Origin of the sequence: Nocardia asteroides (assembly GCF_021183625.1) — a bacterium.
GTDB lineage: Bacteria > Actinomycetota > Actinomycetes > Mycobacteriales > Mycobacteriaceae > Nocardia > Nocardia asteroides_A.
Map to the genome: position 1 here is coordinate 5,733,678 of NZ_CP089214.1, position 20,490 is coordinate 5,754,167.

21 protein-coding genes are annotated in these 20,490 nt (G+C 73.3%); 7 read left to right on the plus strand and 14 right to left on the minus strand.

Annotated elements, in window-relative coordinates:
* Positions 1-21: 21 nt before the first annotated feature.
* On the minus strand, positions 22-516 hold the full coding sequence (locus LTT61_RS26445; RefSeq protein ID WP_233021203.1) for a polyadenylate-specific 3'-exoribonuclease AS: 495 nt from the start codon (positions 514-516) through the stop codon (positions 22-24).
* A gap of 82 nt (positions 517-598) precedes the next feature.
* Between LTT61_RS26445 and LTT61_RS26450 the strand changes: the two genes are divergently transcribed.
* Positions 599-1,984, plus strand: coding sequence for a class II 3-deoxy-7-phosphoheptulonate synthase (locus LTT61_RS26450; RefSeq protein ID WP_233016729.1), 1,386 nt, complete (start codon positions 599-601; stop codon positions 1,982-1,984).
* Here the strand turns inward: LTT61_RS26450 and pknB are convergent, their stop codons facing one another.
* Positions 1,985-3,907 carry a Stk1 family PASTA domain-containing Ser/Thr kinase gene (pknB, locus tag LTT61_RS26455; protein WP_233021204.1) on the minus strand — a complete coding sequence of 641 codons (1,923 nt, stop codon included), beginning with the start codon at positions 3,905-3,907 and terminating at the stop codon, positions 1,985-1,987. It lies immediately after the preceding gene.
* 159 nt (positions 3,908-4,066) lie between these two features.
* On the opposite strand from pknB, the gene LTT61_RS26460 reads away from it, so the two are divergent.
* Positions 4,067-4,435 (plus strand): Rv2175c family DNA-binding protein, encoded by a 369-nt coding sequence (locus tag LTT61_RS26460; RefSeq protein WP_233016730.1) that lies wholly within the window; start codon positions 4,067-4,069, stop codon positions 4,433-4,435.
* Positions 4,436-4,528: 93 nt separating this feature from the next.
* Here LTT61_RS26460 and LTT61_RS26465 read toward each other — a convergent pair whose 3' ends face one another.
* Complete coding sequence (locus LTT61_RS26465; protein ID WP_233016731.1) at positions 4,529-4,708, minus strand: hypothetical protein; 180 nt, start codon at positions 4,706-4,708, stop codon at positions 4,529-4,531.
* Positions 4,709-4,743: 35 nt separating this feature from the next.
* A complete protein-coding gene (locus LTT61_RS26470; protein ID WP_233016732.1) occupies positions 4,744-4,944 on the minus strand; it encodes a hypothetical protein in 201 nt (66 codons plus the stop codon).
* A 261-nt stretch (positions 4,945-5,205) separates the two neighbouring features.
* Between LTT61_RS26470 and LTT61_RS26475 the strand changes: the two genes are divergently transcribed.
* Genes LTT61_RS26475 through LTT61_RS26490 form a run of 4 tightly spaced genes read left to right on the plus strand, consistent with a single transcriptional unit; the run spans position 5,206 to position 6,783 of the window.
* Positions 5,206-5,454 (plus strand): hypothetical protein, encoded by a 249-nt coding sequence (locus tag LTT61_RS26475; RefSeq protein ID WP_233016733.1) that lies wholly within the window; start codon positions 5,206-5,208, stop codon positions 5,452-5,454.
* The gene (locus LTT61_RS26480; RefSeq protein ID WP_233016734.1) at positions 5,435-5,962 is read left to right on the plus strand and encodes a DUF6879 family protein; all 528 of its coding nucleotides are present in this window, start codon (positions 5,435-5,437) and stop codon (positions 5,960-5,962) included. Before LTT61_RS26475 ends, LTT61_RS26480 begins: the two co-directional genes overlap by 20 nt.
* On the plus strand, positions 5,959-6,258 hold the full coding sequence (locus tag LTT61_RS26485; RefSeq protein WP_269821802.1) for a helix-turn-helix domain-containing protein: 300 nt from the start codon (positions 5,959-5,961) through the stop codon (positions 6,256-6,258). The genes LTT61_RS26480 and LTT61_RS26485 overlap by 4 nt, the downstream gene beginning before the upstream one ends.
* Positions 6,259-6,783, plus strand: a complete 525-nt coding sequence (locus LTT61_RS26490) for a DUF5753 domain-containing protein (protein ID WP_233016735.1) — start codon at positions 6,259-6,261, stop codon at positions 6,781-6,783.
* A gap of 117 nt (positions 6,784-6,900) precedes the next feature.
* Here the strand turns inward: LTT61_RS26490 and LTT61_RS26495 are convergent, their stop codons facing one another.
* From LTT61_RS26495 to LTT61_RS26510, 4 genes are all read right to left on the minus strand, one after another.
* Positions 6,901-8,508: an alpha-(1->6)-mannopyranosyltransferase A gene (locus LTT61_RS26495; RefSeq protein WP_233016736.1), complete on the minus strand. Its 1,608-nt coding sequence runs from the start codon at positions 8,506-8,508 to the stop codon at positions 6,901-6,903.
* A gap of 148 nt (positions 8,509-8,656) precedes the next feature.
* Positions 8,657-10,237 carry a phytoene desaturase family protein gene (crtI, locus tag LTT61_RS26500; protein WP_233016737.1) on the minus strand — a complete coding sequence of 527 codons (1,581 nt, stop codon included), beginning with the start codon at positions 10,235-10,237 and terminating at the stop codon, positions 8,657-8,659.
* Positions 10,234-10,815, minus strand: coding sequence for a hypothetical protein (locus tag LTT61_RS26505; RefSeq protein ID WP_233016738.1), 582 nt, complete (start codon positions 10,813-10,815; stop codon positions 10,234-10,236). The genes crtI and LTT61_RS26505 overlap by 4 nt, the downstream gene beginning before the upstream one ends.
* Positions 10,812-12,029 carry a polyprenyl synthetase family protein gene (locus LTT61_RS26510; RefSeq protein ID WP_420094699.1) on the minus strand — a complete coding sequence of 406 codons (1,218 nt, stop codon included), beginning with the start codon at positions 12,027-12,029 and terminating at the stop codon, positions 10,812-10,814. Before LTT61_RS26510 ends, LTT61_RS26505 begins: the two co-directional genes overlap by 4 nt.
* Positions 12,030-12,167: 138 nt before the next feature.
* Between LTT61_RS26510 and LTT61_RS26515 the strand changes: the two genes are divergently transcribed.
* The gene (locus tag LTT61_RS26515; protein ID WP_420094700.1) at positions 12,168-13,136 is read left to right on the plus strand and encodes a methylenetetrahydrofolate reductase; all 969 of its coding nucleotides are present in this window, start codon (positions 12,168-12,170) and stop codon (positions 13,134-13,136) included.
* Between the two features lie 108 nt (positions 13,137-13,244).
* Here the strand turns inward: LTT61_RS26515 and LTT61_RS26520 are convergent, their stop codons facing one another.
* Genes LTT61_RS26520 through LTT61_RS26545 form a run of 6 tightly spaced genes read right to left on the minus strand, consistent with a single transcriptional unit; the run spans position 13,245 to position 20,340 of the window.
* Positions 13,245-14,429: an LLM class flavin-dependent oxidoreductase gene (locus LTT61_RS26520; protein WP_233016739.1), complete on the minus strand. Its 1,185-nt coding sequence runs from the start codon at positions 14,427-14,429 to the stop codon at positions 13,245-13,247.
* Positions 14,430-14,482: 53 nt separating this feature from the next.
* A complete protein-coding gene (locus LTT61_RS26525; RefSeq protein ID WP_233016740.1) occupies positions 14,483-15,298 on the minus strand; it encodes a DUF1684 domain-containing protein in 816 nt (271 codons plus the stop codon).
* On the minus strand, positions 15,295-16,674 hold the full coding sequence (locus tag LTT61_RS26530; RefSeq protein WP_233016741.1) for an NtaA/DmoA family FMN-dependent monooxygenase: 1,380 nt from the start codon (positions 16,672-16,674) through the stop codon (positions 15,295-15,297). The genes LTT61_RS26525 and LTT61_RS26530 overlap by 4 nt, the downstream gene beginning before the upstream one ends.
* Positions 16,671-17,786 carry an LLM class flavin-dependent oxidoreductase gene (locus tag LTT61_RS26535; protein ID WP_420094831.1) on the minus strand — a complete coding sequence of 372 codons (1,116 nt, stop codon included), beginning with the start codon at positions 17,784-17,786 and terminating at the stop codon, positions 16,671-16,673. Before LTT61_RS26535 ends, LTT61_RS26530 begins: the two co-directional genes overlap by 4 nt.
* Positions 17,780-19,483, minus strand: coding sequence for a dipeptide ABC transporter ATP-binding protein (locus LTT61_RS26540; protein WP_233016743.1), 1,704 nt, complete (start codon positions 19,481-19,483; stop codon positions 17,780-17,782). The genes LTT61_RS26535 and LTT61_RS26540 overlap by 7 nt, the downstream gene beginning before the upstream one ends.
* Positions 19,480-20,340, minus strand: a complete 861-nt coding sequence (locus LTT61_RS26545) for an ABC transporter permease (protein WP_233021208.1) — start codon at positions 20,338-20,340, stop codon at positions 19,480-19,482. Before LTT61_RS26545 ends, LTT61_RS26540 begins: the two co-directional genes overlap by 4 nt.
* Positions 20,341-20,490: the final 150 nt, after the last annotated feature.

Consider the following 20,490-nt stretch of genomic DNA (forward strand, 5'->3'; position numbering starts at 1 on the left):
CTGGATCCGGGGCCCGTCCTGTCAGCGGCTGCGCCGCCGGAACGCCTCGATGGCGTCGAACTTGGCCAGGTTGTGCCTGGCGTCGGCGAGCGCGTCGTGCGCGTCGGCCGGGACCGGGGGCAGCTCGGGGCGGCCGTGCGCGTCCCAGTGCTGGCGCAGCTCGTTGGTGTAGCGCGGGAGCGCGGTCGGCAGCTCGACCATCGAGCCCCAGAGCTGGCAGAGCGCCACGTGGTCGTAGGCGGCGACCCAGGCCCAGAGCTCCGGCTGCACGGTCGGACGGGGCAGGAAGAACGCCGCCAGGTCGTTCCGGATGCGCTCGCGGGAGCGGCGCAGCGGCGAGTGCGGCGGCGGCAGCTGCGGCAGCACGTGCCTGCGCACCCACGGCCCGGCCCTGCTCTCGTCGAATTCGGTGGAGACGGCGTAGTATTCGCGGCCGTCCTCGCACACGACGCCGATCGAGACCAGGTCGATGGTGACGCCGTCCTCGATGAACTCGCAGTCGTAGAAGTAGCGCAGCGTGGCTCCTCGGCTCGGTGGGCGCCGGGGATCGGCGCCGCCCGTTCACCCTATGCGGTGCCGCGGTACGTATTCTGAACTGGTGAATTGGACCGTCGACGTACCGATCGACCGCTTGCCGGAACTGCCGCCGCTCCCCACCGAGCTGCGCAGCCGCCTGGACGCGGCACTCGCGCGACCCGCGCTGCAGCAGCCGTCCTGGGATCCGGAGCAGGCCGCACAGATGCGCACCGTGCTGGAGAGCGTGCCGCCCATCTGTCTGCCCGCCGAGGTGGACGAGCTGCGTGAGCGGCTCGCCGAGGTGGCCCGCGGCGAGGCCTTCCTGATGCAGGGCGGCGACTGCGCGGAGACCTTCGCCGACAACACCGAGCCGCACATCCGCGGCAATATCCGCACCCTGCTGCAGATGGCCGTCGTGCTCACCTACGGCGCCAGCCTGCCGGTGGTGAAGGTGGCCAGGATCGCCGGGCAGTACGCCAAGCCGCGCTCGTCGGACACCGACGCGCTCGGCCTGACGTCGTACCGAGGCGACATGGTGAACTCGCTGGTCGCCGAGGCGGAGCTGCGCGTGCACGACCCCTCCCGGCTGGTCCGCGCCTACGCCAACGCCAGCGCCGCGATGAACCTGGTGCGCGCGCTCACCGGCGCGGGCATGGCCGACCTGCACCGGGTGCACGACTGGAACCGCGACTTCGTCGCGCAGTCGCCCGCGGGCGCCAGGTACGAGGCGCTGGCCGAGGAGATCGACCGCGGGCTGCGCTTCATGACCGCCTGCCGGGTGAACGACCCGAGCCTGCAGCAGGCCAGGATCTACGCCAGCCACGAGGCGCTGGTGCTCGACTACGAGCGCGCGCTGCTGCGGCTGGCGGAGAACGCGGCGGGCGAGCCGGTGCTCTACGACCTCTCCGCGCACTTCCTGTGGATCGGCGAGCGCACCAGGCAGCTGGACGGCGCGCACATCGCGCTCGCCGAGCTGCTGGCGAACCCGATCGGGATCAAGATCGGGCCGAGCACGACGCCGGAGCTCGCGGTCGAGTACGTCGAGCGGCTGGACCCGAACAACGAGCCGGGCAGGCTCACCATCGTCTCCCGGATGGGCAACAACCGGGTGCGCGACATCCTGCCGCCCATCGTGGAGAAGGTGCAGGCCACCGGGCACCAGGTGATCTGGCAGTGCGACCCCATGCACGGCAACACCCACGAGGCCTCCACCGGCTTCAAGACCAGGCACTTCGACCGGATCGTCGACGAGGTGCAGGGCTTCTTCGAGGTGCACCGCGGGCTCGGCACGCACCCCGGCGGGCTGCACATCGAGCTCACCGGCGAGGATGTCACCGAGTGCCTCGGCGGCGCCCAGGAGATCTCCGACCTGGATCTCTCCGGGCGCTACGAGACCGCCTGCGACCCGCGGCTCAACACCCAGCAGTCGCTGGAGCTGGCCTTCCTGGTCGCCGAGATGCTGCGGTAGCTACGGCAGCGCCGTGAGCGCGATCGTGGAGCCGGCCTCCACGTTCGCGCCGACTCCCGGCGTCTGCCCGATCACCACCGACCCGTCCGACGGGGTCAGCTGCCGCACCTGCACCTGCAGCCCGAGCTGCTGCAGCTCGGCGCGGGCGTTGCCGACGCTCTGGCCGACCACCAGCGGGATCCGCACCGCGTTGGAGACCAGCAGCACCACCGTGTCGCCGGACTGCAGCTGGGTGCCCGGCTGCGGGTCGGTGCCGATGGCCTTGCCGCCCTCGGTGCCGCGGTCGTACTGCTCCCTGGTCTCCGAGATCTCCAGCCCGGCCGCCTGCAGGATGCTCGCCGCCTCCTCGGTGCTGCGGCCGCTCACGTCCGGCACCTTGACCGGCGTCGAGCCGCGGCTCTTGAAGACCTTGACCTGGCCGCCGGTCGGCAGCACGGTGCCGGGCGCGGGCTCCACCCTGGCCAGGGTGCCCTTCGGCGCGCTGCTCCCGGTCTCGCCTGCGTCCACCGGGGTGAGCCCGGCATCGCGGATGGCGCGGTTGACCGCGGCGATGTCGGCGCCCGCGCTCGCCTCCGGCACCCGCGGCCTGCCGCTGGAGACCAGCACGCCGATGGTCGAGCCCTTGGTCACCTTCGAGCCCGCCGACGGGTCGCTGCCGACCACGCCGCCCACCGGGACGGTATCCGACGCCTTCTGCCTGATCTCGGTCTCGAACCCGGCCTCGGTGAGCGCGGCCACCGCGCGCTCGGTCGGCATGCCTGCGATGGCGGGCACCGCCTCGTAGCGGCCGGCGCCGAACCACCAGCCGCCGACGCCGACCACGAGGGTGAGCACCGCGACCAGCGCAACCCAGAGCCACACCGTCTGTTTCCGGCGGTGCGGGTCGGCCGCGTACGGGTGCTGCTGCTCATAGGGGTCGTAGCGCTGCGGCTGCGGCAGGCCCGGCTCGTAGTGCACGGCGGTGCCGTGGTCGACCGGGCGCGCCGCGGTCTGCACCCGGGTGTGCTGCGGCTGCTGCCGGGGCGGCGGCGGTGGGGGCGTCTCGGCCACCCGCCTGCTGGAGCTGGTGTGCTCGGCGGATTCCCGCGGGGCCGGCACCCGGTAGGCGGGCAGCGCCAGCGACGCCGCGATCCCGCGCAGCTCGGCGGCCATCTCGGCGGCGTCGGTGAAGCGGTGGCTCGGCTCGCGGGCGGTGGCGCGGGCGACCAGCTCGTCGAACTCGCGGGGGACGCCGTCGATGAAGGCGCTCGGCGGCGGCACGTCGTTCTCGATCCGCTGGTAGGCCACCGAGAGCGAGGTGTCGCCGGTGAACGGCACCCGGCCGGTGAGCAGCTCGAAGATCAGGATGCCGAAGGCGTAGACGTCCGAGCGGGCGTCCGCGGTGCCGCTGGTGACCTGCTCGGGGGAGAGGTAGGCGGCGGTGCCGAGGATGACGCTCGCCGAGGTGGTCGTCGCCGCGGCGACCGCGCGGACCAGGCCGAAGTCGGCGATCTTCACCTCGCCGGCGTCCGAGATGAGCACGTTCTCCGGCTTGATGTCGCGGTGCACCAGCCCGGCCCGGTGCGCAACGCCGACCGCGCCGAGCGCCGGCTCGGCCACCGCGCGCACCGCGTGCGGCGGCATCGGGCCGCGCTCGCGGAGCAGCTCGCGCAGCGTGCCGCCCTCGACCAGCTCCATGATCAGGAACGGGTGCTCACCGTCGACGCCCTGGTCGTACACCGCGACCAGCGAGGGGTGCTTGAGCTTGGCCACCGAGCGCGCCTCGAACTCGAAGCGGGCGAGGAACTGCGGATCGGAGGCGAAGCGCGGATCCATCACCTTGATCGCGACCGGGCGGTCCAGCCGGGTGTCGACGCCGCGGAAGACCGTCGACATCCCGCCCCGGGCGATCGGCGCATCGATGCGATAACGCCCTTCGAGCATCTGGCCGATCACGTGTTCCTCCGGATTCCGAACGTCCACCCCTCGCCATGCCTGGCGACGGGCGATGCGGCCGCCGGTGCGGCCGGTGTCGATGGTATCGGCGCGACCGCGCCGGGTGGATCACGACGTGCGGGAACCGACCGTCTACCGTAGTTGCCCGTGAGTGCCTTTCCCTACAGCACGGATGTCCTCTCGGCCGACGTCGAGCTGTTGAACCTGCCCGATATCGCCGAGCGGCTCGGCGTCCCGGTCACCCGGGTGCACCAGATGCTGCGCGACCACCAGTTGCTCGCGATCCGCCGGGACGGCGTCGTCGGCGTCCCCGCCCGCTTCTTCGACGCCGACGGTGCCGTCGTCAAGATGCTCACCGGCGTGATCACCGTCATGCGGGACAGCAAGTACACCGACGAGGAGATCCTGGAGTGGGTCTTCACCGACGACCCCACGCTGCCCGGGAAGCCGGTCGACGCCCTGCACGGTGATCTGGCGCGCGAGGTCGTCCGCCGGGCCGCCGCGGATCCGTTCTGAGCGGTTAGTTCGCCGGGCCCGGTCGCCGTCCGCTCCGCCTCCTGGATGCTGTCAGCGCTCGGAGTGGAGGTGTTCGGGCCGGGGCGCGAATGCCTATTCCATCAGGTACAGCCGCTCGTTCGGCAGACGGCTGTACAGCGGAGTGCACTCGGTATCCACGCTCACCGCATCCACGTACCGGCGTTCCGCGTGCTCCCGCACGAAGGTCGACGCTGTCGTCAGACAGGCGACGAAGTCCAGCGGTATCCCACCGAGCCGGATGCTCAGATGCACATCCGGCTCATTCGGTCTCGGAGACTCGGCCGCTGTCACCACCGGGCCTGGCCGTCCGCCAGGTCCAGTGCTTCCCCCAGCGTCACCGAGCCAACGGCACGCCCCCGATGCCCGGTTACCGGTCCATCCCAGGTGCGGAGCGCCAGCGCCACTGCTTCCAGCATCTCGACCGACACCGCGCGCCGCTGGTGCTGTGCCCGAGGGAACCGAACACGCTGCGGCAGTTGCTTACTCACCAGTTCCCCCTTGGACTCTTGGTTCGCACTCGACACCAGGGGCGGACACCGATGCCGAGTGCTGAGCAAGACGCTACGAACGCGCCAGGGAACTGATCCACCGACTTGCCCAAACTTGCCTGAATGCCTATCCAGCTGCTGCGTATCGGTCTGATCTGCGTAACACTGGCTGTAGTACTTTGCCAAACACAGCCAAACTTCCGGCGGTAGCGGACGGGCGAGTGCCCGACGCTGTACGCGACGGATCAAGGCACCTACGCGGTGCAGGGTTGGGCGACCGGCCGGGCCGAAACGGTGGAAATCCCGCACCTGCTCGTCGGGTTCGCCGAGCCCGACACGTTCGTGGGGGCCGGGCTCGCCGACACCGGCCGGGGGACCTTCACCCTCGTCGGCCGACCTATCACCGACCCTGGGACGCTGGCGCAGATGAACCTCGCCGACGACGAGTCGGCGATCGAGGTTCCCAAGCAGACGCGGAGGTTCTACGGGCATGCTGCTTCGCCCCAATGACGAGCCGGAGCTCTGGGGTTCGCTGTTCGCCGAGTGCGAGCGGTCGGCATTCCACCTGGAGACTCTGGACGCCTACGCCGTAGCGTCCGAGTCCGAGCCGTTGCGCCGGTTCCTGGACGGCGAACCGGCCGACACGAGCTGGTTCGACCCGTGGCGAGCCGTGCTGGCGGACGCCACCGGCCGGGGTGTGTCCGTGAGCCGGGTTCGGGTGGTCACGCAACCGTTGACCGACTATCACCGCTGGTTGCTGACGCTGACGCCGGAGAACATCACCGCAGGGGAGGACATTCGCTATCTGCCCCGGCATCTCGCGGGGGAGGTGCCGACGGAAGATTTCTGGCTGTTCGACGACTCCCGAGTGGCGTTCCATGCCAGGGATGCCGGGAACCGGGGGCTCGCGATGGTGGTGACCACCGATCCGGGATTGGTCCGGTACTGCGTGCAGACGCGTGATCAGCTGTGGCCGTCGGCGACGCGGTTCGACGAGTACGCGGGGTCGCTCGGGTGACTTCGCCCCGGCAGGCTCGGGAGGCGCTGGGTGGGCGGCTCCGCGAGATGCGGAGGGATGCTGGGCTGACCGGTCGCCGGTTGGCCCAGCTCTCCGGGTGGCACGAATCGAAAGTTTCCAAGATCGAATCAGGCAGCAGACCGCCCAGCGAGGGTGACCTGCGCGCCTACGTCGATCACACCGGCACTCAGGATCAGTTGGCCGATCTGATAGCCACCCTGCGCGGGATCGAAACGGCGTATGTCGAACTTCGGCGGTCGCTCGCTACCGGTACGCGGCGACGCCAGGAGCGGTAGGTGACGCTGGCACGGGACACCCGGCTCCAGCGCATCTACGAACCCCAGATCATTCCGGGGATCTTCCAGACGCCTGAGTATGCCGAGCAGATACTCCGGCGCGCGGTGCGGTTCTACGGGATCCCCGACGACGTCGAAGCCGGGGTATCGAAGCGGATCGAGCGGCAACAGTGGTTGTACCGGGGAGACCGGCGGTTCCACGTCGTGGTGACCGAACAGGCCATCCGCAACCCGGTGGGCGGCTCCGGTGTCCACCGGGGGCAGCTGGATCGGCTGCTGACTGTGTCGGGGCTTCCGCGGGTACTACTGGGTGTCATCCCGGCTGGTCGGCCGATGCCGATGCAATCCACCAACTTCGTCATGTTCGATGCCCGGCTGGTGCTGGTGGAGACACCCGCCGCCGAGCTGTCGGTAACTCGGCCTCGCGAGATCGAGATCTACGCCCGACTCTTCGCCGAGCTGGCCGAGTCGTCGGTGACCGGGGATGCCGCGCGAAGGCTGGTTCGCCAGGTGCTGGACGACTGAAGCGCCGACGTTGTCGCGGAGACCACCGTCGATATCCGGCGAGTGGGCTCCGGACAGCGCGAAGGCCGGGCCTCGTCGTCCGGCGGGGGCCCGGCCTCGATTCCTCGCACCCCGCGATCAGCTGCGCGCGGGAATCACCGTCGGGGTGGTGACGGGGGAGCGGGTGGAGCGCAGGCGGAGCGGGTCGACGGTGCTCAGGGAGAGCGCGGCGACGACGGCGGCGAAGACGGCGAGCGCGACGTGCCAGAAGTTGTAGAGCCCGATCGAGCCGTCCGGTTGGAAGACCAGCATGAGCCAGGTGCAGAGCCCGACCAGCACCTGCAGGGTGCCGAGTGAGAGTGCGAAGCCCGCGGCGAGCGCAAGGGGCCAGGAGTAGTACCAGGGCAGCGCGGCGGGGGAGAGGATGACGATCGCGACGAAGGCGATCATGATCCCGGCGACCGCCTCGCGCTCGCTGTCCTTGAACCGCCACCAGGTCCAGACCAGCACCGCGAGCAGCGCCAGCATGCAGAGCAGCCGGGTGATGTCGAGCACCTGGCCGATCCGCAGCGGGGAGACCCAGGTGAGCGCGTGCGCCATGACGGTCGGCAGCGAGAGCCAGTTGATGATCTTCTTCGACCCGGAGAGCGCGGTGAGCCAGCCGATGCCGACCCCGGCCAGCGCGGAGGCGGCGACGAAGACGACCGCGAAGACGCCCAGCCCGAGCCCGGCGATCTTGGCGAACATGAGCGTGGGGTGCGGCAGCTCGGCGCTCTCCGAGTCGTCGCCCGCTGCTCGCCGCGCGGCTCTGCGCTCCCGCTCGTGGATCATCCAGATCCAGACCAGGAAGGGCAGCGCGACGCCCGCGGTGGCCTTGATGGCGACGCCGATCGCCACCACCACGATCCCGGCGACGTGGTGCCGCTCCAGGACCAGCGCGATGGCGGCGCAGAGCAGCCCGACCATGAGCATCTCGTTGTGCACGCCGCCGATCAGGTGGATCAGCACCAGCGGGTTCAGCACCGCCAGCCAGAGCGCGACGGTCGGCTTGCCGCCGAGGTGCTTGGTCAGGTAGGGCACCGCCCACATCATCAGCGCGAGGCCGGGCAGCATCACCAGCCGAAGCGCGATGGTCCCCGCCACCACGTTCTCCCCGGTCAGCATGGTGATCGCGCGGCCGAGCAGCAGGAAGATCGGGCCGTACGGGGCGGTGGTCGTGGTCCAGACCGGGCTCACGTTGTCCAGCAGCACGCCGGGGTTGGCGACCGGGCCGACCTGATACGGGTCGAAGCCGTCGCGCAGCAGCGCGCCCTGCGCCAGGTACGAGTAGGCGTCCCGGCTGAACATCGGCACCGCGAAGAGCAGCGGGAAGATCCAGATCCCGACGATCGCGCGCAGCTCGTTCAGCGTCACCGTGGAGCGGGCGCCGCCGGTGCCGAGCGTGGCCCGGCCCAGCCGCACCCAGGCGGTGATCATGAGCAGCACGCCGATCCAGATCAGGATGGTCGACAGCGCGTAGCCGTGGCCGAAGCGCAGCCAGGAGAGGTGCGCGGCCTCCAGCAGCGGATCCCGCTTGCGCACGCTCCCGGCGCCGAACCCGCCGAAGGTGATCAGGACCGCGCCTGCCAGCCCGAGCAGCGCGGCGTGCCCCTCGGGGCTGCGCAGGAAGTCGGCGGCCACCCGCACCCGCCCGCGCTGCTGCGCGGCGCCTGCGGCGGTGGTCACGGTGGAAAGCGTTTCGGTCATCGGTCTCGGGACGTGTCGGGGAAAGCCATCCGGAGCGGATCCCCCCGTCGTGGTCGGCGGTCGCAACCGCGGAGCGAATAGGTCTGCGCCGGCTTCACCGGTGGGCCGGCCGGTACGGCTGCCCAGTCTACGAGCCGTCCGGAGAACACTAACCCGCCGGTGCGCGGTGATCGAGCCGGGCGGGCGCCGCCGCCCCGGTGATCCGTTGCGCCGCGAGCTTTCCGGAGAGCAACGCGGTCGGCACCCCGACGCCGGGGGTGGTGCCGCAGCCCGCCAGCACGACGTTGTCGTACCGGCGCGGCAGGTTCCGCGGGCGGAACGGACCGGTCTGCCGGAAGAGGTGCGCCGCGGAGAACGGGCTCCCGGCCAGCATGCCGCGGGCCAGCCAGGTCGCCGGGGTGTCGAGGTGGTCGACGGCGAAGTGGCCGGAGATGCCGGTGTAGCCGCGGCTCTCCAGCAGCGCGAGCAGCTCGCGCAGGTACGCCGGGCCGAGCCGGTCCCAATCCAGCGGGGCCGCGGTGAGATTCGGGCACGGGGCGAGCAGCGAGAAGGGCTCGGCGGGGCCGTCCGGGCGCTGGATCAGCAGCGCCGGGTCGGTGAGCGCGGGGCGGGTGAGCAGCAGCGAGGGGTCGCTCATCAGCCTGCCCCGGCCGCGGCCCGCGGTGATCTCGGCGAAGGTGCGCTCCCAGGCGGCGCCGAAGTCGATGGTGTGGTGCGCCTGGATCGGCCAGCGGGCGGCGACCGCGGCGGGCACGGTGCCGTGCGCGACCACCGCCGAGGGCGAGGCGCGCAGCCCCGGCCTGCGGCGCAGCCCGAAGCGGCCGAGCTCGCCGAGGTCGGCGGTGAGCACGACGGCGTCGCACTCGACCGCGCTGCCGTCGGCCAGCCGGACCTCGGTGGCGCGGCGTCCGCGGTACGTGACGCCCGCCGCCTCGGCGCCGAGCCGGAGGGTGCCGCCCGCCGCGGTGAAGGCACCCGCCATCGAGGCGGCGATGGCGCGCATGCCGCCCTCGGGGTAGAAGACGCCGAGCGAGGTGTCCATGTGCGGGATGGCGCCGTAGACGGCCAGCGCCTGCGCGGGCGCGGTGCCCGCGTACAGCGCCTGGAAGGTGAAGACCCGGGCGATCCGCGGGTCGCGGACGAAACCGGCCACCGCCGGGCCGAGCCTGCCGAAGCCGCCGAGCCGGAGCAGCCGCAGCAGCGCGGCGCGCTTGGCCGGGTAGCGGACCATGTCCAGCGCGGAGTCGAAGTTGGTGTCCATGAACTCGCCGTACTCGGCCCGGTAGATCCGGGCCAGCCAGGAGCGCAGGGCGCGGTAGCCGCGCGCCGCCTCCGGCCCGGCGAAGCGGTCGACCTCGGCGGCCATGGCCTCGGGGTCGGCGAAGACGCGCAGGTCGGCGCCGTCGGCGAAGCGGGCGTGGTAGCTGGGGGTGAGCGGGCGCAGCCGGAGCGGGGGGTCGGTGTGCTCCGGGGTGGCGCCGACGGCGGCGAGCGCCTCGGTGACCAGCTCGGGGAGGGTGAGCACGGTGGCGCCCGAGTCGATCTCGTAGTCCGGGCCGCGGTAGCGCCCGACCCGGCCGCCGGGGTGGTCGGCGCGCTCCAGCACGGTGACCCGGTGTCCGGCGCCGGTCAGGTACAGCGCGGCGGCGAGGCCGGCCAGGCCCGCGCCGACCACGGCCACCCGTTCGGGGTGACCGGGGACGGTGGCGGGCGCGGGCCCGCGGCTCATGCGTCGAGCAGCTCGGCGATTCCCGCCAGGGTGCGGTCCTCGGCCGCGCGGTCGCGGGCGATCTGCAGGGCGCGGTACTCGATCTCGAACTCGTCGGGCTCCGGCTCGGGGCGGCGCTGGGTGCCGCGCCGCTGCCGCGCGATCAGCGGGCGCGGCTCGTCGTCCTCCCGGACGAGGTCGGCGGCGTCGTACTCCGCGCCGGTCTCGGCCTCGGTCGCGCTCCGGGCGTCGGCGGTCTCGTCGCGAACGTCGGCGGTCTCGTCCTGCGCGCGAACGTCGGTGGTCTCGTCGTGCGCGGCGGCGTCGCCCGGCTCGCGGCCGGTGCCGTCCGCGCGGTCACGGTCCGGGCCGGGCTCGAACCCGGCCTCCGGCTCGAACTCCGCGGCGGGGAAGCCGGCGGGGACGATCACCGTGCGCCTGCGGCGGCCGGTCGGGATGGTGCGCGGCGCGGGCAACCCGGCGCCGAGCACGACCCGGCGCTCGCCCGGCGTCGGGCCTGGCCTGCGGCTGCCCCGCGGTGCGGGCGGGCAGCTGCCGACGACGATCACTCGGTCCTGCGGGGCGACGAAGGCTCTCATAGGGCTCTCCTGGTGGCGGCCAGCGCCATCGCGCGCAACTGCGCTTTCGCGACGGGCTCGGCCGAGCTGGATTCGAGCGCGGCCAGGCCGCGCTCGGTGAGGTCGGTGATGCGGGTCTCCACGTCGTCGACCGCACCCAGGTCGACGAGCAGCTCCCGCAGTTGCGCCACCTCGCCGGCACCGAGGTCGGTGCCGATCCGGGAGCGCAGCAGTCGGGCGGCGGCCGGGTCGGTGGCGTCGGCGCGGCGCAGCGCCTCGGCCAGCAACACGGTGCGCTTGCCCTCGCGCAGATCGTCACCGGACGGCTTGCCGGTGACCTCGGGGTCGCCGAACACCCCGAGCAGGTCGTCGCGCAGCTGGAAGGCGACGCCGATGTCCTTGCCGAACGTCCGGTACGCCGCGACCAGCTCGGGGCCGGCGTCGGCCAGCGCCGCACCGAGGTGCAGCGGACGTTCGATGGTGTAGGCCGCGGTCTTGAACTCGCAGATGCGCAGCGCCGCCGCGACCGATTCGTCGCCGCCCGCCTCGCCCTGGATGTCAAGCAGTTGCCCGCCGAGCACCTCGGTGCGCATGCGCGCCCACACCGTGGCGAACCTGGCCAGCGCGGCCGGGTCGAGCCCGGCCCCGTTCACCATGTCGTCGGCCCAGGCCAGCGCGAGATCGCCGACCAGGATCGCCACCGAGACGCCGAAGTGTGCCGCGTCCCCGGTGAGCGCCCGCTCCCGGTGCCGCTGCTCGAAATCGACGTGCACGGTGGGGAACCGGCGCCTGGTCCGCGACGAATCGATGATGTCGTCGTGGATCAGCGCGCAGGCCTGCACCAGCTCCAGCGCCGAGCAGGCACGGAGCACCCGGGCGGCGTCGGGGCCGTCCGGGTCGCCACCGGCACCGAGCCAGCCGGTCCAGGCGAACGAGGGCCGGGTCCGCTTGCCGCCGCGCAGCACGAACTCGCGCAGCACGTCGGCGGATTCCACGAAGGGCGGGCCGAGCGGCTCGACCAGTGCCACCCTGGTCTCGAAGAACTCGGCCAGCGCGCCCTCGACGGCGGTGACGAAGGCGCGAAGTGCCCGCCGTGGATCGGGCGCCGCGAGGGTGGCCGTCGCCGCGGCGGTGCGCCCGGTGGCGGCGGGCGACGGGGTGCCTGGTCCGGCGGACAGGGGAACCTCCCGGAATCGGTTCTCGGGGCCGGTGCGGGCACGACGACGTGCCCGCACAGGAGATGCTCGGGGCATGACAGCACGGCTCAATCGATGCACAGCCGTCTGCCGTAGGATACGCGCTCCCGTTCGCGCGCCGCACACCGCGGTGGCCGGGCGCCCCGGCGGGCGCGGCGCGGGCTCTACACTGGGCCGGTGACTGTGGACGATCTGGGGGGACGGCGCGCTTCGGGCACGCCGTCGGTGGTGCGGAGCCTGCGGACGCACGGGCAGCGGCTCGTCCCGTTCTCGGTGGAGTTCAACCCGCCGCGGGACGCGGCGGCCGAGGCGCGGCTGTGGCGCACGGTGCGCGAGTTCGAGCGGATGCACCCGGCCTTCGTCTCCATGACCTACGGGGCCGGCGGCACCACGCGGGATCGCACGGTCCGGGTCACCGGGCAGCTCGCGGGGGAGACCACGCTGCTTCCGGTGGCGCACCTGACCGCGGTCTCGCACAGCGTCGCCGAGCTGCGCGCACTGATCGGGTCGTACGCGGACGCCGGGATCTGCAATGTGCTCGTGCTGCGCGGCGATCCGCCCGGTGACCCGCTCGGTGACTGGGTGCGGCACCCGGACGGCGTCGAGTACGCCGAGGAGCTGGTGCGGATCGTGCGCGACCTCGGTGATTTCCACGTCGGGGTGGCGTCGTTCCCGGAGGGGCACCACCGGTCGCCGGATCTGGTCCACGACACCAGGCACCTGGCCGCCAAGCTGCGGGCCGGGGCCGAGTACTCGATCACCCAGATGTTCTTCGACGTCGAGCACTACCTGCGGCTGCGCGACCGGCTGGTGGCGCTCGACCCCGAGCAGGGGGCGAAGCCGATCATCCCCGAGCTCATGCCGATCACCTCGCTGCGCACCGTGCGCCGGGCCGAGGAGCTGTGCGGGCGGCCGCTGCCCGCCGCCGTCGTCGACCGGTTGACCGCCGCGGCCGGGGACGGCCCGGAGGAGGATCGGGCCGCCGTCCGGGCCGCCGGGATCGAGATCGCCACCGAGATGGCGCAGCGGCTGATCGACGAGGGCGCGCCCTGCCTGCACTTCATCACGCTGAACTTCGCCAAGGCGACGACCGAGGTGCTGACGAACCTCGGGTACGGCGTGACGGCCGCGCCGGTCCCGGCGTAGCGAATCATCCGGCTGCCGCCGGGCAGGTGACGCGCCGCTCGGGCCGGACCCGGACTCCCGCGGCTGCCGCCGCCGAGCGGCGTGCGCGCCCGGCTCCGGGGAGCAGGGTCAGGCCGCGCCGGAGTGCCGGGTACCGATCTGCTCGCCGCGGGCGGCCCAGGCTTCGGCCAGGAGGCGGTGGGATTCCAGGCGGTGCCGGTGGTCGAAGGCGATCGTGGTGGCGAGGACCTCGTCGGCGTCGCTGACGCGGCGCAGGGCGGCGAGGCGGGCGGCGACGTCGTCGGGGGTGCCGACGAAGCGGGTGGCGAGCCGGTCCTCGACCAGCCGCTCCTGCTCCTCGGTGAGCTCGGGCACCGAATCCGGGGCGAGGTAGTCGGCGGCGCCCGCGCCGGTGCGGATGCTGTGCACCCAGTGCCCGTACCCGCGGGCGCGGTACTCCGCCGTCTCCGCGTCCGGCGCGACCAGCACGTCGGCGGAGATCACCGCGTACGGCTCGGCCAGCACCGCCGACGGCCGGAAGGCGGCGCGGTAGGCGGCGATGGCGTCCAGCGCGGTGCCCGGCGCGACGTGGTAGGCCGCCGCGAAGGGCAGCCCGAGCCGCCCGGCCAGCTCCGCGCTCTCCCCGGCCGAGCTGCCGAAGATCCACAGCTGCACCCGCGCGCCCTCGCCGGGCACCGCGTGCAGCTCGACCCCGTCGCCGGTGACGAAGCTGCCCTCCAACAGCCCGCGGAGCTGTTCGACCTGCTCCGGGAAGTCGAGCGGCTGCGCGCCGGGCAGCTGCAGCGCCTGCAGCGCGGCGACGAAGCGCGAGCGGTCGGTGATCCGCCCCGGGTCGAACGGCGGCGGCACCACGATGCCGTCGCGCACCTCGGTGCCGCGCGGCACCGGCGGCTTGGACGGCTTGGACGGCTTGCCCGCCTCCGAACCGAACTGCGCCTTCCGGTGCCCGGAGCGCCCGATGCCGAGGTCGAGCCGGTCCGGGTACAGCGCGTCGATGGTGCCGAACGCCTCCACCACCGAGGCCGAGGTGTGGTGCCCGACCTGCACCGCGCCGGTGCCGACCCGGATCCGCTCGGTGGCAGCGGCGACCAGCCCGAGCAGCGTCACCGACGACGAGCTCGCCACCCGCACGAAGTGGTGCTCGGCCAGCCAGTACCGGTGGTACCCCCACCGCTCGGCCTGGCGCGCGAGGTCGATGGTGTCGCGCAGCGCCTGCGCCGCGGTGCTCCCCGCGCTGATCGGCGCGAGATCGAGGATGGAGAGCGGGACGCTCGTGCTGTGCCTGTTCGGCACGATCGAGGGCCCTCCGTGGTCACGCTCCGCTGCCGCCTCCGGGCCCGACCCGCTCATGCCGGGAGCTCCGTCCGCGGATCCTGCTCGCCCGCTTCGATCGCCACCCGCAGCCGGTTCCGCTCCGGGGCGACCGGGCAGGTCGCGTAGGCGGTGAAGGCGCAGGGCAGGTTGGTGGCCCGGTTGAAGTCGAGCAGCACCGAGCCGTCCGCGGCCGGGGCCGCGATGCTGAGCGCCCGTGCGCCGGGGTAGCTGGTGATGCCGCTGGTGGCGTCGGTGAAGAGCACCCGCAGATCGTCACCGGCGCCGAAGGCGACCAGCTGCTCGGTGACCCCGTTCAGCTCGAACTCGACGGTGCCGACGGCGGTGTGGTTGTGCTCCAGCCCGGCGACCACCGCGCCGGTGGTGACCGTCTCCGGCTCGGCGAACCGGGTGAACCGGCCCGCGAGCACCCACTCGGCGGCGGGCGGGTAGGACGGGATGTCGCGGAAGGTGACCAGCGCGGGCGAGGCCGGGTCGTGCACCCGGACCGCGTACTGCCCGGTGCGCCGGATGATCTCCAGCACCCGGTCGTCGTGGCGCACGGTGATCCCGGGCGCGCCCTCGGCCGGGCGCACGATGTGCACGCCCGCGATCCGGGTTCCCTCGTGGTCGAGCCGGTCGCCGGGGCGGGCGGTGACGAAGACCTTGTCGTCGGTCACCCACCAGGTGCCGGGGATGCCGTCGATGCGCTCGGGGGCATCGGTGAGCCAGTGCAGCGCGGTCAGGCTCAGGAAGCCGAGCGGGTCGCGCAGCCGGTCGACGCGCGCGTGGTGCCAGCGCTCCCACTCGCGGGCGAAATGGGTGGCCGAATCGGTGGTGACGGCGGTCATGACGCGCGGACTCCTTCGCTGCGGTGTTCGGGAACAGGGGATCGCTCGGCCGGGTGCGTGAGCCCGAGGTGCTCGCGCAGGGTGCTGCCGGTGTACTCGGTGCGGAAGCTGCCGCGCTCCTGCAGCTCGGGCACCACCCGGTCGACGAATTCGTCCAGGCCGTGCGGGGTCAGGTGCGGGACGAGGATGAAGCCGTCCGAGGCGTCGGTCTGCACGTAGGTGTCGATCTGCTCGGCGACGCCGGCCGGGGTGCCGACGAACTGCTGCCGCGCGGTGACCTCGATGACCAGCTGCCGGATGCTGAGCTTCTCCGCCTCGGCCCTGGCCCGCCACTCGGCGGCGACGGCGAGCGGATCCCTGCGATGCCGCACCCGGCCGCGGGTGATGGTGACGTCGCCGGAGGGCTCGAGCTCGGGCAGCGGTCCATCCGGGTCGTACCCGGAGAGGTCGCGGCCCCAGATCTGCTCCAGGAAGGAGATCGCGGTCTGCGGGCTCACCTGCTGCAGCCGGATCTGCGCCGCGCGCTCGTTCGCCTCGGCCTCGGTGTCGCCGAGTACGAAGGTGGCGGCGGGCAGGATCTTGAGTTCGTCGCGGTCGCGGCCGTACTTGGCGAGCCGGTCCTTGACGTTCGCGTAGAACGCCCGGCCCGCCTCCAGCGTGCCGTGCCCGGTGAAGATGGCATCCGCCGAGCGGGCGCCGAACTCGCGGCCGCCGTCCGAGTCGCCCGCCTGCAGCAGCACCGGGTGCCCCTGCGGGCTCGGCGGGAGCACGAACCGGCCGGTGAAGTCGACGTGCTCGCCGTGGAACGCGGTCTCCGGCACGTCGCGGGCGAAGACGCCCGCTTCCCGGTCGACCACCAGCGCGTCCGCGGGCCAGGCGTCCCAGAGCGCGCGGGCGGCGTCGATCACCTCGGCGGCGCGCTCGTAGCGCTGCTCGTACTCCAGGTAGCCGCCGCGCCGGAAGTTCTCGCCGGTGAAGGCGTCCGACGAGGTCACGATGTTCCAGGCGGCCCGGCCGCCGGAGAGGTGGTCGAGCGAGGCGAACTGCTTGGCCAGCTCGAACGGCTCGTTGAAGGTGCTGTTGATGGTGCCGGCCAGCCCGAGCTTCTCGGTGACGCCTGCCAGCGCGTCCAGCACGGTGAAGGTGTCCGGGCGGCCGACCACGTCCAGATCGTGGATCTTGCCGAGGTGCTCGCGCAGCCGCAGCCCCTCGGCGAGGAAGAAGAAGTCGAAGAGGCCGCGCTCGGCGGTCTCCGCCAGGTGCCGGAAGGAGGCGAAGTCGACCTGGCTGCCGGATTCCGGGTCGCTCCAGACCGTGGTGTTGTTGACGCCGGGGAAGTGCGCCGCCAGGTGCACCTGCTTCTTCCTGCTGGTCATAGGGGTACTCCTCCGAGTGCGTAGCGGCTGGCCGGGCGCTCCAGCCCGAGGCGGTCGCGCAGGGTGCTGCCGGAATCCGGTGGGGTGTGGCCGAGCCTGCCCAGCGCGGGCAGCGCGGCGGCGAGGGCGAGCGGGCGCAGCACGATGCCGTCGACCGCGCCCGCGAGCGCGACCAGGGTGGCGCGCAGGGTGTCGGTGGTGCCGACGTGGGCGGCGCCGGTCTCGGCGGGGAACCAGCCGTTCAGCTCGGCCACCTCGGCCTCCGCCGCCTCGACGGTCGCGCCCAGGTGGATGTCGAGGTCGGCGAGCACGAACACCTGCCCGGGGTCGCGACCGGCGGCGGCGACGGCGGCCCGCAGCTGATCCCGCTGCGCCGCCAGCGCCTCCGGCTCGGCGGCGGCCACCCGGATCAGGTCGGCGCGGCGCACCGCGACCGCGGTGGCCGGGTCGTCCGCGGCGCCGGCCCTGACCGCGACGACGGGCTGGCCCTGCGGCGAGCGGGGGGTGATGGAAGGCCCCTTGACGGAGAAGTTGTCACCGGCGAAGTCGATGTAGTGCAGCTTCTCCCGGTCGATGAAGCGGCCGGTGCGGATATCGCGGATCTCCGCATCGTCCTCCCAGCTGTCCCAGAGCCGGACCGTGACCTCGATCGCCTCGTCCGCCTCGTGCCAGAGCGCGGGGTCGTCCTGCTCCGGTTTGCGGCCGAAGGCGGCGGCCTGCTCGGCGCCGGGCGAGACGGCGACCTCCCAGCCGGCCCGGCCGAGGCTCGCGTAGTCGAGCGCCTGGATGGACTTGGACACGTGGAACGGCTCGGTGTGCGTCACCGCGGCCTGCGGCAGCAGCCCGATCCGGGCGGTGCGGGCGGCGACCCGCGCGGCGATGGCGACGGCGTCCAGCCTGCCGCGGGTGACGCCGGGGCCGCCCTGCTGCAGGGCGAAGGAGTCGGGAAGGAAGAGCAGGTCGACGCCGGCGAGCTCCAGCGCGGCCACCGCGTCGGCCCAGTAGCCGCCGGTGAACAGCTCCTCGGCGCGCGACCCGGGGCGGCGCCAGGACGCGGGGTGCGCACCGGTGCCCGCCGCCTCGACTCCGAGCAGGAAGGGAACGCTCACGATGTCTCCTTTTCCGGGCCGGGGAGCCCTGCGTGGTCACCCGCCGCTACCGCCGCCGGGCTCGGTCCGGGCCCGGCGGACAGCCCCGGTCGCGGCCGCGGCACGGCGGCCAGCAGCTCGCGGGTGTACTCGTGCTCCGGGGCGGCGAAGATGTCCGCGGTGCGGCCGGTCTCGACGATCCGGCCGTTCCGCAGCACCGCCACCCGGTCGCTGATCCGGCGCACCACCGCGAGGTCGTGCGAGATGAAGAGGTAGGCGAGCCCGAGGCGCCGCTGCAGCTCGTCCAGCAGCGCCAGGATCTGCGCCTGCACCGAGGCGTCCAGCGCGGAGACCGGCTCGTCGAGCACGAGCAGCTCCGGGTGCAGCGCGAGGGCGCGCGCGATGGCGACCCGCTGCCGCTGCCCGCCGGAGAGCTCGGCCGGGCGCCGCCGGGCGAAGCCGGAGCCGAGCCCGACCTGCTCGAGCAGCTCCCCGACCCGCGCGGTGCGTGCCGCCCGGTCGCCGGTGCGGTACGCGCGCAGCGGCTCCGCCACGATGTCGGCCACCCGCTGCCTCGGGTCGAGCGAGCCGTACGGATTCTGGTACACGATCTGGAAACGCCTGCGCAGCTCGCGCAATGTCCGGCCGCGCAGCGCGGTGAGCGGCTGCCCGTCGAATTCGACGCTGCCCGCGTCCGGATCGGTGAGCCGCAGCGCCAGCCGCGCGGTGGTCGACTTGCCGGAGCCGGACTCGCCGACCAGCGCCAGCGTCTCGCCGCGATCCAGCTCCAGCGAGACCCCGTCCACCGCGGTCAGCGCGGCGCCGCCGAGCCGGAATCGCTTGCGCAGCTCGGTGATCCGCAGCAGCGGGAGCTCCGCGCGCTCCCGCTCCGCGCGGCCGGAACCGGCCGCGGCCAGCCCGGGGGAGGAGTCGAGCAGCTCCCGGGTGTACGGGTGCTCCGGCGCGGTGAGCAGCCGCGCGGTCGGCCCCTCCTCGACAACGGCGCCGTTCCGCAGCACGACCAGGCGGTCCGCGCGCTCGGCGGCGGTGGCCAGGTCGTGGGTGATGAGCAGCACGGCGGCGCCGCGGGCCGCGGTGCGCTCAGTGAGCCGGTCGAGCACCCGGCGCGCGACGGTGGCGTCCAGCGCGCTGGACGGCTCGTCGGCGATCACCAGGTCGGGGGAGCAGGCCAGCGCGATCGCGATCAGCACCCGCTGCCGCTGGCCGCCGGAGAGCTGGTGCGGGTACTGCTTCGCCCGGTCCGCCGGGCGGTCCAGCCCGGCCTCGCCGAGCAGCTCGGCCGCGCGCCCGGCGGCATCGCGGCGGGTCGCCCTGCCGTGCACCAGCAGCGCCTCGGCCACCTGGACGCCGATGCGCTGCACCGGATTCAGCGAGAGCCCGGGATCCTGCGGCACGAAACCGATGCGCGCGCCGCGCAGTTCGCGCAGCGCCCGCTCGGAGGTGTGATCGACCGGCTCGCCGTCGAACTCGACATCGCCGCCGTCGATCTCGGCGCTCTCCGGGAGCAGCCCGATCACTGCCTGCGCCAGCGTCGACTTGCCCGAGCCGGACTCGCCGACCAGCGCGACCACCTCGCCCGGGTCGATCACCAGCGAGATGCCGTCCAGCGCGGTCACCGGCCCGTCGCCGGTGCGGTAGCGGACCCGCAGCCCGGTGACGCGCAGCAGCGCGGTGCGGACCGGATCGGCGACGGCCGTCATGGGGTGTTCTCCCGGCTCAGTGCGCGCCCGGCCTGCTGCGCGGCGAGCACGACCGCCACGATCACCAGCCCGGGCAGGGTGGTCATCCACCAGGCGGTGGCGAGGAAGTTGCGGCCCTCGGAGATGAGCGAGCCCCACTCCGGGTCCGGCGGCTCGGCGCCGTAGCCGAGGAAGCTGAGCGCCGAGACGGCGAGCACCGCCATCCCGAACTCCACCGTGGCCAGCGCGAGCACCGGCTGGTAGGAGTTCGGCAGCACGTGCCTGGCCAGGTTGGTGTACCAGCGCACCCCGGAGGCGTGCGCCGCCTCCACGTAGTCGGCGTGCCGCACCCGCAGCACCTCCGAGCGCAGCACCCTGGCGAAGTTGGCGACCAGCGAGATGCCGACGGCGATCGCCACGTTCCGCGTCCCGAAGCCGAGCGCGGTGACCAGGGCCAGCGCCAGCAGCAGCTGCGGGATGGAGAGCAGCACGTCGACCACGCGCATGACGGCGGCGTCGACGATGCCGCCCGCCGCGCCCGCGATCAGCCCGAGCAGGGTGCCCGCGACCAGCGCGATCCCCACCGCGAGCAGCGTCGCGGAGAGCGAGGCGGCGGCGCCGTGCACCATCCGGGTGTAGAGGTCGCGGCCCAGGTTGTCGGTGCCGAACCAGTGCGCCGCGCTCGGCGCGCTGAACTTCTGCCTCGGGACGCCGGTCAGCGGGTCGCCGCTCGCGAAGAACGACGGCGCCAGCGCCCAGCCGAGCACGAGCAGCAGCACCAGCACCGAGAGGACCAGCGGAATCCGGCCTCGCAGCGCGCGAACGGCCCGCCGCGCGGCACCGGTTCGAGGCCCGCCCGCGGTACCGGACGTCCCCACGCCCGCGGTCGAACCGCCCGCACGTCCGGTGGCGCCGTCCGCACGTCCGGTGGCGCCGTCCGTACGCCCGCCGGCGCCGTCCGCCCGCCCGGTGGCGCCGCTCGCAGGCACTGCGGCACGGGTGCCCCGGCCTCCGGCCGAGCCGGTACC

What these genes read in the sequence shown, in the direction of transcription:
- LTT61_RS26525 (WP_233016740.1), bottom strand. Translation starts at nt 15,298, where the DNA reads ATGACCGCCGTCACCACCGATTCGGCCACCCATTTCGCCCGCGAGTGG.
- pknB (WP_233021204.1), bottom strand. Translation starts at nt 3,907, where the DNA reads ATGCTCGAAGGGCGTTATCGCATCGATGCGCCGATCGCCCGGGGCGGG.
- LTT61_RS26530 (WP_233016741.1), bottom strand. Translation starts at nt 16,674, where the DNA reads ATGACCAGCAGGAAGAAGCAGGTGCACCTGGCGGCGCACTTCCCCGGC.
- crtI (WP_233016737.1), bottom strand. Translation starts at nt 10,237, where the DNA reads ATGAGCCGCGGGCCCGCGCCCGCCACCGTCCCCGGTCACCCCGAACGG.
- LTT61_RS26495 (WP_233016736.1), bottom strand. Translation starts at nt 8,508, where the DNA reads ATGACCGAAACGCTTTCCACCGTGACCACCGCCGCAGGCGCCGCGCAG.
- LTT61_RS26480 (WP_233016734.1), top strand. Translation starts at nt 5,435, where the DNA reads ATGCTGCTTCGCCCCAATGACGAGCCGGAGCTCTGGGGTTCGCTGTTC.
- LTT61_RS26505 (WP_233016738.1), bottom strand. Translation starts at nt 10,815, where the DNA reads ATGAGAGCCTTCGTCGCCCCGCAGGACCGAGTGATCGTCGTCGGCAGC.
- LTT61_RS26540 (WP_233016743.1), bottom strand. Translation starts at nt 19,483, where the DNA reads ATGACGGCCGTCGCCGATCCGGTCCGCACCGCGCTGCTGCGCGTCACC.